Origin of the sequence: Streptomyces atratus (assembly GCF_040655115.1) — a bacterium.
Lineage (GTDB): Bacteria > Actinomycetota > Actinomycetes > Streptomycetales > Streptomycetaceae > Streptomyces > Streptomyces atratus_D.
The window spans coordinates 19,317-31,689 of record NZ_JBFAJH010000068.1; the positions used below are offsets into that span (position 1 = coordinate 19,317).

Sequence of the window (12,373 nt, forward strand, 5' to 3'; positions counted from 1 at the left end):
GTGACTCGCCGATCCGGTCCTGGACCGTGCCCAGGCAAGGCTGTGTGACAAGCCATAGCCACGCGGGTGGTCACGTTCCGGTGACGGCGGATGAGGGGTCTTGTGTGGCAGGTCACGTCAGCGTACGGTCCGTATCACCCCAGCGAACAAAGTGTTCGCTGAAGACGCGTCAGGTGTTCACTCATGACTGATCGTTCGTCGCCGGACCCCTCCGCCGACGCGGCTCTGGGGGCCCACATCCGGGAGTACCGGATGATGCGGCGGATGTCGCTGCGAGCCCTGGGGGAGGCGGCCCAGGCCAGCCCCGGGTTCCTCAGTCAGCTGGAACGCGGGCAGGTGAACTCCTCCATCGGCATGCTGCGGCGGATCGCCGTGGCGCTCGGCGTCACCGTGGCCGACCTGTTCGACCAGGACAGCAGGCCCGGTCCGAGGGTGGTGCGGCGGGCCGACCGGCCGATGCTGCACACCGCTCCGGGAAGTCGCAAATTACTCATTTCGCAGCGCCCGCTCAGTCATCTGGAGGTGTACGCGGGTGAGTTCGACCCAGGGGCCTCCACCGGCGACGACGCCTACACCCATGGGGACTCGCAGGAGATCCTTCTGGTGCTCAGCGGTGCGGTGCGGGTGGAACTCGACGGCTGTGCCCAGGACCTGGAGGCCGGCGACAGCATCGAATACCGCTCCTCGGTGCCGCACCGTGTGGTCAACAACCACGAAGCACCCGCCGAAATCCTCTGGATCATCAGCCCGCCGACGCCGGACTGATCCTTCCCGCCACGTCACCCCGCTCGCCGCGTCATCCCCGTCCATCAGCGCCCAGGCCCACCAGTAGTCGCCCGCGCCCACCGCGCACTTTCCGCCGCGCCTCTCTCTGCGCACTCCCCCGAGCGCGCCCGCGTCTTTTGCCGCGCGCTCTGCCCCTTCGCGTGCCCGTGTCTCTTCACCGTTCCCGCTTGGAGACAGTAATGCCTGGAATATCCCGAAAGATCCTTGGGTGCACCGCTGCCGCCGGCGCCCTGCTGCTGACCCTCACCGGCTGCACCGGCACCGGCCCCGCCGCTGCCGACGTCGACCTCGGCCCCGGCCCGGCCCAGGCGGGCAAGGTGAAGAAGGGCGCGCTCGACGGCGTCACCCTCACCTTCGCCTCGTACGGCGGGATCTACCAGGACGGCCAGGAGGCCGCCGGCGTCAAGCCGTTCGCCGCCGAGTCGGGAGCGAAGCTGCTCTCCGACGGTCCCACCGACTACACCAAGGTCAAGGCCCAGGTCGACGCCAAGAACGTCACCTGGGACGTGGTGGACACCGACACGCTCTGGGCCGAGCGCCAGTGCGGCAAGCTGCTGATGCCGCTCGACACCAGCATCGTCGACACGTCCAAGCTGCCCAAGGGCATGGAAAGCAAGTGCTCCGTGCCGGCCATGAGTTACGGCGTGGTCCTGATGTACGACAAGAAGAAGTTCGGCGACAACCCGCCGAAGGACTGGGCGGACTTCCTCGACACGGCCAAGTACCCGGGCAAGCGCGCGATACCCGGCGTCGCGTCGGACGCGGCCCCTGGTGCGCTGGAGGCGGCGCTGATCGCCGACGGGGTCGCTCCCGATCAGCTGTACCCGCTGGACGTCGACCGGGCCCTGAAGAAGCTGACCAGCGTCCGCTCCTCGCTGGTCTTCTGGGACACCGGTGCCCGCTCCCAGCAGCTGCTGGAGTCCGGCGAGGTCTCCATGGCCATGGTGTGGTCCGGCCGCGCCTACTCCGCGGTCAAGAACGGCGCCCACTTCGCGCCGCAATGGAACCAGTTCCTGCCGGTCTCCGACTCCCTCGCCGTTCCCGTCGGCGCGAAGAACCCCAAGGCCGCCATGGCGCTGATCAACTACTACCTGGGCGTCACCCAGCAGACCAAGCTCACCGAGCTGACCTCCTACTCGCCGATCAACTCCGACGCCAAGCCCAAGCTCGACGAGCTCGCCTCGCAGTACGTGACCACCAGCCCCGAGCGGCAGGCCCAGGCGCTCAAGATCGACAACGCCTGGTGGGCGAAGAACCAGGAGCAGATCATCCAGAAGTGGTCCGACTGGCTGGCGCGGTAACCCATGACCGCCCTGATCGAGATCGCCTCCCCGGCCACCGGCGGCCGGCCCCGCAAGGGCGCCGACGGCCGGTGGGGCCGGCTGCTGCTGCCGGCCCTGGCGCTGCTGGTCGTGCTCTTCCTGGTGCCGCTGGGCCTGATGGCCTGGCGCAGCGTCACCGAACCGACGCCCGGCTGGGGCAACTACTCCTGGTTCTTCACCAGTGACGTCGCCCTCGCCACGCTCGTCCGCACGCTGACCGTCGGCGCCGTCGTCACCCTGGTGACGCTGGTGCTCTCCTACCCGTACGCCTACCTGATGACCGTGGTCGGCGCCCGCGGGCGGATCTGGCTCACCCTGCTGGTGCTGCTGCCGTTCTGGACCAGCCTGATGGTGCGCACCTTCGCCTGGGTGGTGCTGCTCCAGGACAGCGGCGTGGTCAACCAGCTCCTCGGCACCGTTGGGCTGGGCCCACTGCAGCTGATCCGCACCCCCGCCGGGGTGGTGATCGGCATGTCCCAGGTGCTGATGCCCTTCATGGTGCTGCCGCTGTACGCGGTGATGAGCGGCATCGACCGCCGGCTGCTGGACGCCGCGCAGGGCATGGGCGCACGCCCGGCCGTCGCGTTCCTGCGGGTCTTCGTGCCGCTGTCGCTGCCCGGCGTGGGCGCAGGCGCGCTGACCGTGTTCATCACCTCGCTCGGCTTCTACGTCACCCCGGCGCTGCTGGGCTCGCCCGACCAGGCGCTGATCTCGCAGCAGATCTTCACCCAGGTCAGCGGGCTGCTGGCGTGGGGCCGCGGCGGAGCGATGGGCGTGGTGCTGCTGGCGGTGACGCTGGTCCTGCTGGGACTGGTCGGCGGCGTCCTGCGATTCACCCGTAACCGCGGAGGTGCCCGATGAGGACCGGACCCGCGCGGATCGCGCTCTGGGCGTTCAGCGCCCTGGTGGGCTGCTGGCTCATCGCGCCGACGCTGGTGGTGATCCCGCTCAGCTTCACCGACAAGGCGTCCCTGGTGTTCCCGCCGAGCGGCTGGTCCACCCGCTGGTACACCAACTTCTTCACCGATCCCCGGTGGATCGACGCGCTGCTCTCGTCGCTCCAGGTGGGCGCCCTGGTCGCGCTGGTCGCCACCGTCCTGGGCACCGCCGCCGCGATCGCGCTCACACGGTCCGGCTCGCGTTGGGTGAAGGCGTCGTACGGGCTGCTGCTGGCACCCATGATCGTGCCGACCGTGGTGGTGGCCATCGGCGTATACGCGCTCTTCCTCCAGTACAACCTGCTGGGCACCCTGCTCGGCTTCGTCACCGCCCACACCGTGCTTGCCCTGCCGTTCGTCATCATCCCGGTGACGGCGAGCCTGCGCGGGTTCGACCGGCGGCTGGAGGACGCCGCGCTGATCTGCGGTGCCAACCGATGGGGCGCCATCCGGCAGGTGACGCTGCCGCAGATCGCCCCCGGTGTCGTCTCCGGTGCCCTGTTCGCCTTCGTCACCAGTTTCGACGAGGTCGTGGTCTCGCTGTTCATCCAGAGCCCGTACCTGCAGACCTTGCCGGTCAAGATGTTCGCCAGCGTGACCCGGGACACCGACCCCACCATCGCCGCGGCCGCCACTTTGATCATCGTCTTCACCACGGTGCTCGTGCTGGCCGCCACCATCGCCACCGCCAGGAGGAACCGTGTCAGCTGAGACCAGCCTCATCAAGGCGCGCGGAGCCCGTATCGAACTGGCGCAGGTGCGCAAGGAATACGCGGACTCCGTCGCTGTCGACGACGTCTCCCTGGTCATCGAACCGGGCGAGTTCATGACCCTGCTGGGCCCCAGCGGCTCCGGCAAGACCACCACCCTCAACATCATCGCCGGCTTCACCGCCGCCACCTCGGGCACGCTGACCATCGGTGGTAAGCAGATGCAGGACCTGCCACCGCACCGGCGCGACATCGGCATGGTCTTCCAGCACTACGCCCTCTTCCCGCACATGACCGTGGCGGAGAACGTCGCCTTCCCGCTCAAGCAGCGCAAGGTGCCCAAGGCCCGCCGCGCCGAGATGGTCGACGCGGCCCTGGAGACCGTGCGGCTCGGGGGTTACGGCCACCGTCGGCCGCGCGAACTGTCCGGCGGCCAGCAGCAGCGGGTCGCCCTGGCGCGGGCCGTGGTGTACGAGCCGAGCGTGCTGCTGATGGACGAGCCGCTCGGCGCGCTCGACAAGAAGCTGCGGGAATCCCTCCAGCTGGAGATCAAGCGGGTGCACCAGGAGGTCGGCTCCACCTTCGTCTTCGTCACCCACGACCAGGAGGAGGCGCTGGTCCTCTCGGACCGCATCGCCGTCTTCAACGACGGGGGCATCCAGCAGGTCGGCACCGCCAGCGAGCTGTACGAGAAGCCCCGCAGCCTGTTCGTGGCCGAATTCCTCGGCGAGTCCTCCACCGTCCGGGGACGTATCGAGTCGGACGGCGACGACTCCTGCCTGCGGGTCGGCGACCGCACGGTACGCGCCGCCGGCCGAAGGGCCGAGGGCACCGCGGCCGCTGTCGTGGTCCGCCCCGAGCACCTGAAGGTGCAGCCCGCCGGGGCGCCGGTGGCCTCCGGGGTCAACGCGCTGCCCGCCCGGGTCACCCAGGAGATCTACCTGGGCTCCGGCCGCAAGCTCGAACTCGCCCTGCCCGACGGCACCCTGCTGCTCGCCCGAGAACAGGCCGACCGGCTCTCCGGCGTCCGCCACGGCGACGAGGTCACCGTGGTCTGGGACGTCGAGCGGGGCGTCCTGCTCGACGATGCCTCCGGTCCCACCCACCCACCCACTTCCGGTGACCGGATCCCGGTCGCCGCCGCGGAAAAGAGCGGACGATGAGCACGACCACTCCGAGCGGCACTCCCGCCACCAGCCCCACCTTCGTCAACGGCGCCGTCTCCTTCTGGTTCCGGGAGGGCGGCATCCCCGCCCGCCGCCCCGCCCTGCCCGGTGACCTGGACGTCGACGTCGCACTCGTCGGCGGCGGCTACACCGCCCTGTGGACCGCCTACTATCTCAAGCAGGCCCAGCCCGACCTCAGGATCGCCGTCCTGGAGAAGGAGTTCGCCGGCTTCGGCGCCTCCGGCCGCAACGGCGGCTGGCTCAGCGCCGAGCCGCCCGGCCAGATGCGCCGCTACGCCAAGTCGCACGGCCGGGAGCCGGCCGTCGCCCTGCAGCGCGAGATGTTCTCCTCCGTCGACGAGGTCATCCGGGTCGCCGCCGAGGAAGGCATCGAGGCCGACATCCAGAAGGACGGTCTGCTGCACGTCGCCACCAACGCCGCGCAGGAGCGGCGGCTGCGCGAAGGGCTGCCGCCGCTGCGCGCCGAGGGCTGGGGCGAGGACGACCTGGTCGAACTCGACGCGGACCAGCTCGCCGAGCGGGTCCGCGTGGCCGGCGCCCGCTACGCCCAGTGGAGCCCGCACTGCGCCCGCATCCAGCCCGCCAAGCTGGTGCGGGGCCTGGCCGACGTGGTCGAGCGGATGGGCGTGGCCATCTACGAGGGCACCGAGGTCACCGAGATCCGCCCGCGCGAGGCGGTCACCCCGCACGGCACCGTCAAGGCGACGTACGTCATCCGGGCGCTGGAGGGGTTCACCGCCGGGCTGCGCGGTCACCGCCGGGTCTGGCTGCCGATGAACAGCAGCATGATCGTCACTGAGCCGCTTCCCGCCTCCGCGTGGGACGAGATCGGCTGGCGCGGCGCCGAACTGATCGGGGACGAGGCCAACTCGTACTGCTACATCCAGCGCACCACCGACGGCCGCATCGCCATCGGCGGGCGCGGCATCCCGTACATGTTCGGCTCCCACGTCGACCAGCGCGGCGAGACCCGGGCCGCCACCCAACTGCAGCTGCAGGCCATCCTGCGGCAGCACTTCCCGGCCACCGAGGGCGTCGGGATCGACCACACCTGGTCCGGTGTGCTGGGCGTGCCCCGCGACTGGTGCGCCACCGTCCACCTGGACGAGCGGACCGGACTGGGCTGGGCCGGCGGCTACGTCGGGCACGGCGTGACCACCACCAACCTCGCCGGACGCACTCTGCGCGACCTGATCCTGCGTCAGAAGACCGACCTCACCCGGCTGCCCTGGGTCGACCGCAAGGTGCGCGGCTGGGAGCCGGAGCCGCTGCGCTGGCTGGGCGTGCGCAGCCTTTACGTCGCCTACCGCGCCGCCGACCGGCACGAGAACTCCGGCCTGGAGCGCACCTCCGTCATCGCACGCGTCGCCAACGTCATCAGCGGCCGCTGAAAGGAGCCGATCCACCATGGACACCACCGCCCCCGTCTCCGGCGTGTCTCCCGTCTGCGGGGTCTCTCCCCACTCCGGAGAAGCCGCCGTCCCCGCCGTCACCTTCCTCACCGACGCGGCGACCGCCGATCTGCCCCCCGCCCGGCCCAAGCCCACCAGCACCACAGGCCAGCAGGAGACCAACCGCACCCTGTGGGAGTCCCCCGACGGGCTGGTGGAGGTCGGCGTCTGGGAGTGCGACCCCGGCCACTTCACCGCCACCCGCGACGGCTACGACGAGGTATGCCAGGTGCTGACCGGGTCCGCCACCGTCCACACCGACGGCGGCGAGAGCGTCGAGCTGCGCCCCAGCTCCACCCTGACGATGCCGGCCGGCTGGCACGGCACCTGGCAGGTCCACGAGACCCTCCGCAAGGTGTACGTGGTCCGCACCCACCGGGCCGGCGCATGACCCTCGTCCTGCACGGCGGCCGGGTGTGGACCAGCGACCCGCTGCGGCCCCACGCCACGGCCGTCGCCGTGGCCGGCGGCCGGATCACGGCCGTCGGCACCGACGCCGAGGTGCGCCGGGCCGTCGGCCGGCCGGCCGAAGCGGTGGACCTGGCCGGCCGGACCGTGGTGCCCGGCCTCCAGGACGCACACATCCACCCCGTCTGGGGCGCTCTGGAGGCACTGCGCTGCGACCTCACCGGCGCCGCCGACGCCGAGAGTTGCGTCGCGGCCGTCCGGGAGTACGCGGCCGCCCACCCCGGGCGGCCGTGGATCCTCGGCGGCGGCTGGAGCATGGACTGCTTCCCCGGTGGCTGGCCGACCGGGGAACTGCTGGACGCGGTCGTCCCGGACCGGCCGGCCTTCCTGCCCAACGCCGACCACCACTCGGCGTGGGTCAACTCGGCGGCGCTGGACCGCGCCGGGATCGACGCGGCCACCCCGGACCCGGCGGCCGGGCGGATCGAGCGCGACGCGGCCGGCCGGCCCACCGGGGTGCTGCACGAGAGCGCGATGGACCTGGTGGCCCGGGTGCTGCCGCCGGACACCGTCGAGGACCAGCTCGCGGCACTCCGCCACGCGCAGGCCCACCTCTTCCGGTACGGCATCACCGGCTGGCAGGACGCCGTCGTCGGCGCCTACGGCGGGGCCGGCGACACGCTCGCCGCCTACCGCCGGGCCGACGCCGAGGGGCTGCTGAAGGCCCGGGTCACCGGCGCCCTGTGGTGGGACCGCGACCGCGGCCTGGAGCAGCTGGACGACCTGGTGGCCCGGCGCGGCGAGCCCGGCCGCAGGTTCCAGGCCGGTGCGGTGAAGGTGATGCAGGACGGCGTGCTGGAGAACGGCACCGGCGCCCTGCTGGAGCCGTATCTGGACTCCTGCGGGTGCGCCACCGGCAACCGCGGCCACTCCAACGTGCCCGCCGACCTGCTCGTCCAGGCGGTGACCCGGCTGGACGCGGCCGGCTTCCAGGTGCACTTCCACGCGATCGGCGACCGGGCGGTGCGCGAGTGCCTGGACGCGGTCGAGGCCGCCGTCCGGGCGGGCGGGGCGCGCGACCGGCGCCACCACATCGCCCATGTGCAACTGGTCGACGACGCGGACATCGTCCGCTTCGCCGAGCTGGGGGTGGCGGCCAACGTCCAGTCGCTGTGGGCGACCCACCACCAGCAGACCGACGAGCTGACCAACCCGCTGCTGGGCGAGGGGCGGGCCGGCCGGCAGTACCCCTTCCGCCGGCTCCTGGACAGCGGCGCCCGGCTTGCCGGGGGCAGCGACTGGCCGGTCACCACGGCCGACCCCTGGCAGGCCATGCACGTCGCCGTCCACCGCACCGAACCGCCCGGTTCGGCACACGCCGGCTGGCCGGGCGCCGACCGCCCGTTCGGGCCGGGGGAGCGGCTGGAGCTCACCGACATCCTGCGCGCCTACACGGCGGGCTCGGCCTGGGTGAACGGCAACGACGACGAGGTCGGCCTGGTACGCGAGGACATGGCAGCGGACCTCGCCGTCCTCGACCGGGACCTCTTCGCCCCGGACACGGACGTGGCCGGCACCCGTTCGGTGCTCACCCTGGTCGCGGGGGAGGCGGTCCACGCCGAGTGAACGCGGCCGACGGCGTCCGGGACCGTCTCGGTCGCCGTCGGCGGAACCGCCCGCGGCATCCCCCCGCGGGACACGGTCCGGGCGCGGTGAACGTCCGGTCGATGCTGCTGACCAGGCTGCAGGCCCGGGCAGACGCGGCCGGACCCATCACGTGGGAAGTGAACGTCGACTCCACGATCTGCCGGGCCCATCAGCATGCCGCGGGCGCCCGTCGCGACGGACAGGCCCAGGAAGAACCGCCGGGCGGTATCCATGTCCCTCACCCGTCGCCGGGGGAGGGGACGGCCGTGGCGAGCCCTGCGAAGTCGGCCATCACCAGCATCTGGTGCTCGAAGTACTCCCGCCGTTCCTCGATCAAGTCGTTGAGCCGCCCGAAGACCTCGAAGCTGATCAGGCCGAACAGCTGGGTCCACAGCGTGAACGCGGTGGCGATGACCACCTCGGGTGCCGGTTCGATCCACGTGGGCTTCACCAAGGGGCTTTGGTCCATCAACCGACGCAGCTCCGCGCGGGTCGCGGCGGGCAGCGGCCGGGGCGGGGCCGCCGGGCGCAGCCCACGCTCGGCGCCGTCGAACAGGATGCCGATCAGGGCCGCCACGACCTCTGATGCCGGTCCCACCGTCTGCGGCGGTGCCGCGTAGCTCGGTACCGGGCTGCCGTAGATCAGGGCGTACTCGGCGGGGTGGTCCAGGGCCCACGAGCGCACCCCGTGGCCGAGCGACAGGAGCCGAGTCGGCAGGTCGTGGCGGGCCACGGCGGCTTCCGCAGCCTTCGCGGACGCGGCGAGCGCCGCGTAGGCGTCCGTGATCAGCGCGGTCAGCAACGCATCACGGTTCGGGAAGTAGCGGTAGAGCGCCGAGGGGACCAGTCCGGCATCCCTCGCCACAGCCCGCAGGGACAGGTTCGCGCCGTCCGTGGCCAGGTGCCGCCTGGCGATCGCGCGGATCTCCTCGGCGGTCTCGGCGCGGACCCGGGCCCGCAGTGATGGCACCGACATGACCGCATTCTCGCACAGCGAGGAGAACGGGCGACCGGAGAGTGAACAGTGTTCTTGACAGGCGGGGCCGACACGGCTCAAATAGGTTCAGAGAACACTGTTCTCGCAAGAGAACGCCGTACACGTATCCGGGGATATCTCATGTCTGTGCACGTCATCGTGGGCGCCGGGCCGGTCGGATCAGCCACGGCGCGCCTGCTCGCCGACCAAGGGGAACAGGTCCGCGTGGTAACCCGGCGCGGTACTGGTCCGGACCATCCGGCCGTCGAGCGGGTGGCCGCCGACGCCACCGACGCATCGGCACTCGCCCGGCTCTGTGCGGGCGCGACTGCGCTCTACAACTGCGCCGGCCCGCCCTACCACCGGTGGCCCGTCGACTGGCCGCCGCTGGCGGCGGCCTTCCTCGAAGCCGCCCGCGCCGGCGGCGCCGTGCTGGTGACCGCGGGCAACCTCTACGGCTACGGTCCGATGACCGGCACCATGACCGAGCGGCATCCGCTGCTGGCGACCGGCACGAAGGGCCGTGTCCGGGCCCGGATATGGGCCGACGCGCTCGCCGCCCACGAAGCCGGCCATGTCCGCACCGCGGAGGTCCGTTCCTCGGACTACCTCGGGGCCGGCACCCAGTCGCTGCTCACCATGGCCGTCCTGCCCAAGGCGCTGGCAGGAGCGCGCGTGAGTGTGCCGGCGAACCTGGACGCGCCGCACAGTTGGACCTACGTCGGCGACGTGGCGCGCACACTGAGCGCCGTCGCGGCGGACGAAAGCGCGTGGGGTCGCGCCTGGCACGTGCCGACCGCCGCCCCGCTCTCCATCCGCGACATCACCACCCGCGCCTGTGCACTGGCCGACGCGCCCCCGCCGCGGTTGTCCACCATGCCCGCGGCAATGCTCTGGCTCGGCGGACTGAGTAATCCGATCGTCCGCGAACTCCGCGAGACCCAGTACCAGTTCCGCAAGCCGTTCGTGGTGGATTCCTCCGCCGCGACCGAGGCCTTCGGGATACAGCCCGCCCCGCTCGACGTGGCGCTGGAGGAGACCATCGCCACATGGTCAGGGGGAGGCCGGTGAGGCGCGCGCTCTCGTTCCACAGCCGGTCGCAGCGTCCGACGTCGCTGGTGTGCGGCGCGGTCTCGACTTCCCGGCGCTTGACGAAGAACCGGCCGGTGACGCCCTCGACGTCCGGAGACGTGGCCGGCCACGCCGGTGTGCCGGCTCCGGCGTCCGGGCCCGGCGAGAGCGGGCTCAGCAGTGAGATCATGATCTTCAGGGCACCCCGAACGTCCCTGCCGAGCCCCGTCCCCCTGACGACTTCCGGATGGGCGCCGTTCACTGTGATTTGGGTACCCGCCAGGCGGCGGGCGAGGGCATGGACGGACATCGCGTTCATGTTCTTGGTGCGCCCGTAGCACCGAAACGGACGCAGGCTCGACACCGGGCCCAGGGCGCGTCCGGTGGAGCACTCGAGATCGTGGACCACGGCCCCTGTTGACGAACTCGGCCTGAGCGGTCTGGGCGAGTGGTTTCTCCCGTCAATCGTGGGGGACGACGGCGACCGGGCAGCGTGCGTGATGAATGGCGGCCTGGGCTACGGGGCCCAGGGGTGGTGCCAGGGCACGATGGTGCTGTCGTCGGCCGACGACCAGCAGATCAGCACCTTCGGCGGCCCGTACGACAGCCTTGGCAGGGCTTACGAGTGGGGTGCTGTCGGTGACGTCCACCAGCGGGAACCTGTCACGCCAGGGGCGGAGAGTCTGGCTGAGGAGCTTCTGTGCGTCCTGAACGATTCCTTCCGCCACGTCATGGTCCACGCCCCAGGGCACGTATGCGTCCAGCGGCAGGCTTCGGCCGTGGACGGCCCGAAGAGGAATGCCGCGCACAGCAGCGGTCTTGAAGGCGAATTCGAGCAGGTCGTCGCAGGGTCCGTGCAGTTTGAGCGCCACCACCACGCCGCCTGTCGCAGTTCGAGCGGGCTGTGGGCCGTCTTCGCCCGTACCGGCTCGCACCAGGACCACCGGCCGCTCGGCGCGTGCCACGACGGGCATGCTGATGTCGCCGAGGAAATAGCTCTCGATGGGCACCAGCCCCCGCGAACCGAGCACGAGCATCTCGGACTCCGATGCCGCTCGCAGAAGCGCGTGCTCGGCATCGTCGGCTACCAGGCTGCCGACGACGGGGAGGCCCGGGTGGTGTGCCTGGAGCTCCGCCCGCGTGTTGTGCACGATCCGCCTCGCCCAGTAGTTCTGATCCATCTCGGCAGGAGTGCGGGGCGGTTCCGGCACCAGCAGGGGCCACGCGTGCAGCAGGCGCAGCGTGAGCTTGCGACGCTCGGCTTCGTCGGCGGCCCAACGGGCAGCAGAAAGGCTCTCGGGTGACCCGTCGAGGCCGACGGTGACGACTGGCTCCATGAACGACTGCCTCCGTCTCGCAAGAAGCCTGAACGGCGGTTGTGCGAGCCGCCTTTCCGCACGGCTTGCACCTGTGCCCCGGTCCAGGGGCTGGAGGACGGCGGCAGGGGATCGACGGGGTGTGCGTCTGCGCAGACACGCCGAGCACGGGTTCTCTTCATTCGACAAGTACCCCAGATCCTCCGGTGGCGCATGTGGAACCGTTTCTAACCAGTGCGCATGAGTGAGTCCTGGACCCACTGTTGCGTACTGGGCGCATCCCGAACGGTGTTGGATGCGCTGGGTTCCCGCTTTCGCTTCCCGCTCGGCGACGGTCCTCCAGGGAGCCGGTCCGTTGCGGGTGGGCGGGTTCCCTCACGCCCCCGGTCACCTGGCCCGGCCTGGACGGTCCGATGCCCCGCACGATCACTCCGGTCGTGTGGGGGCAGTGCCGTCCGACGCCGGACCGGGTGTCCGAGGGCGCGTCGTCCGATCGCGATGCCGGCGGCATCGTGACGGGACATCTTGCGGTGGGGGGCGACCATTGGTTTCTGCCAGTGC

11 protein-coding genes and 2 pseudogenes are annotated in these 12,373 nt (G+C 71.3%); 10 read left to right on the plus strand and 3 right to left on the minus strand.

From position 1 onward, the window contains the following. Positions 1-183 precede the first annotated feature (183 nt). From AB0I23_RS37310 to AB0I23_RS37350, 9 genes and pseudogenes are all read left to right on the plus strand, one after another. On the plus strand, positions 184-765 hold the full coding sequence (locus tag AB0I23_RS37310) for a helix-turn-helix domain-containing protein (protein WP_359116787.1): 582 nt from the start codon (positions 184-186) through the stop codon (positions 763-765). Positions 766-965: 200 nt separating this feature from the next. Next, entirely contained in the window at positions 966-2,087 is a 1,122-nt protein-coding gene (locus AB0I23_RS37315; protein ID WP_359116790.1) for an ABC transporter substrate-binding protein, read from the plus strand. Between the two features lie 3 nt (positions 2,088-2,090). After that, positions 2,091-2,969 carry an ABC transporter permease gene (locus AB0I23_RS37320; protein ID WP_359116793.1) on the plus strand — a complete coding sequence of 293 codons (879 nt, stop codon included), beginning with the start codon at positions 2,091-2,093 and terminating at the stop codon, positions 2,967-2,969. Further along, positions 2,966-3,757 (plus strand): ABC transporter permease, encoded by a 792-nt coding sequence (locus tag AB0I23_RS37325; protein ID WP_359116795.1) that lies wholly within the window; start codon positions 2,966-2,968, stop codon positions 3,755-3,757. The genes AB0I23_RS37320 and AB0I23_RS37325 overlap by 4 nt, the downstream gene beginning before the upstream one ends. Next, positions 3,747-4,919 (plus strand): ABC transporter ATP-binding protein, encoded by a 1,173-nt coding sequence (locus tag AB0I23_RS37330; protein ID WP_359116798.1) that lies wholly within the window; start codon positions 3,747-3,749, stop codon positions 4,917-4,919. Before AB0I23_RS37325 ends, AB0I23_RS37330 begins: the two co-directional genes overlap by 11 nt. After that, on the plus strand, positions 4,916-6,334 hold the full coding sequence (locus tag AB0I23_RS37335) for an NAD(P)/FAD-dependent oxidoreductase (protein ID WP_359116801.1): 1,419 nt from the start codon (positions 4,916-4,918) through the stop codon (positions 6,332-6,334). The genes AB0I23_RS37330 and AB0I23_RS37335 overlap by 4 nt, the downstream gene beginning before the upstream one ends. A 16-nt stretch (positions 6,335-6,350) precedes the next feature. Then, entirely contained in the window at positions 6,351-6,785 is a 435-nt protein-coding gene (locus AB0I23_RS37340; RefSeq protein WP_359116803.1) for a cupin domain-containing protein, read from the plus strand. Further along, a complete protein-coding gene (locus AB0I23_RS37345) occupies positions 6,782-8,428 on the plus strand; it encodes an amidohydrolase (protein WP_359116806.1) in 1,647 nt (548 codons plus the stop codon). Before AB0I23_RS37340 ends, AB0I23_RS37345 begins: the two co-directional genes overlap by 4 nt. A gap of 104 nt (positions 8,429-8,532) precedes the next feature. After that, positions 8,533-8,643, plus strand: a pseudogene (locus AB0I23_RS37350) (IS5 family transposase); the annotation flags it as partial. A 44-nt stretch (positions 8,644-8,687) separates the two neighbouring features. Here the strand turns inward: AB0I23_RS37350 and AB0I23_RS37355 are convergent. Next, positions 8,688-9,425, minus strand: coding sequence for a TetR/AcrR family transcriptional regulator (locus AB0I23_RS37355; protein ID WP_359116809.1), 738 nt, complete (start codon positions 9,423-9,425; stop codon positions 8,688-8,690). Between the two features lie 141 nt (positions 9,426-9,566). On the opposite strand from AB0I23_RS37355, the gene AB0I23_RS37360 reads away from it, so the two are divergent. After that, positions 9,567-10,496 (plus strand): NAD-dependent epimerase/dehydratase family protein, encoded by a 930-nt coding sequence (locus tag AB0I23_RS37360; RefSeq protein WP_359116812.1) that lies wholly within the window; start codon positions 9,567-9,569, stop codon positions 10,494-10,496. Positions 10,497-10,957: 461 nt separating this feature from the next. Here the strand turns inward: AB0I23_RS37360 and AB0I23_RS37365 are convergent, their stop codons facing one another. Then, the gene (locus tag AB0I23_RS37365) at positions 10,958-11,833 is read right to left on the minus strand and encodes a universal stress protein (RefSeq protein WP_359116815.1); all 876 of its coding nucleotides are present in this window, start codon (positions 11,831-11,833) and stop codon (positions 10,958-10,960) included. 206 nt (positions 11,834-12,039) lie between these two features. Next, positions 12,040-12,373 (minus strand): annotated as a pseudogene (locus AB0I23_RS37370) (IS200/IS605 family accessory protein TnpB-related protein); the annotation flags it as partial.

Bases quoted from the DNA above. Each gene is read 5' to 3' on its own strand.
- AB0I23_RS37360 (WP_359116812.1), top strand. From the start codon at position 9,567: ATGTCTGTGCACGTCATCGTGGGCGCCGGGCCGGTCGGATCAGCCACG.
- AB0I23_RS37365 (WP_359116815.1), bottom strand. From the start codon at position 11,833: ATGGAGCCAGTCGTCACCGTCGGCCTCGACGGGTCACCCGAGAGCCTT.
- AB0I23_RS37355 (WP_359116809.1), bottom strand. From the start codon at position 9,425: ATGTCGGTGCCATCACTGCGGGCCCGGGTCCGCGCCGAGACCGCCGAG.
- AB0I23_RS37325 (WP_359116795.1), top strand. From the start codon at position 2,966: ATGAGGACCGGACCCGCGCGGATCGCGCTCTGGGCGTTCAGCGCCCTG.
- AB0I23_RS37320 (WP_359116793.1), top strand. From the start codon at position 2,091: ATGACCGCCCTGATCGAGATCGCCTCCCCGGCCACCGGCGGCCGGCCC.
- AB0I23_RS37345 (WP_359116806.1), top strand. From the start codon at position 6,782: ATGACCCTCGTCCTGCACGGCGGCCGGGTGTGGACCAGCGACCCGCTG.
- AB0I23_RS37310 (WP_359116787.1), top strand. From the start codon at position 184: ATGACTGATCGTTCGTCGCCGGACCCCTCCGCCGACGCGGCTCTGGGG.
- AB0I23_RS37315 (WP_359116790.1), top strand. From the start codon at position 966: ATGCCTGGAATATCCCGAAAGATCCTTGGGTGCACCGCTGCCGCCGGC.
- AB0I23_RS37335 (WP_359116801.1), top strand. From the start codon at position 4,916: ATGAGCACGACCACTCCGAGCGGCACTCCCGCCACCAGCCCCACCTTC.
- AB0I23_RS37340 (WP_359116803.1), top strand. From the start codon at position 6,351: ATGGACACCACCGCCCCCGTCTCCGGCGTGTCTCCCGTCTGCGGGGTC.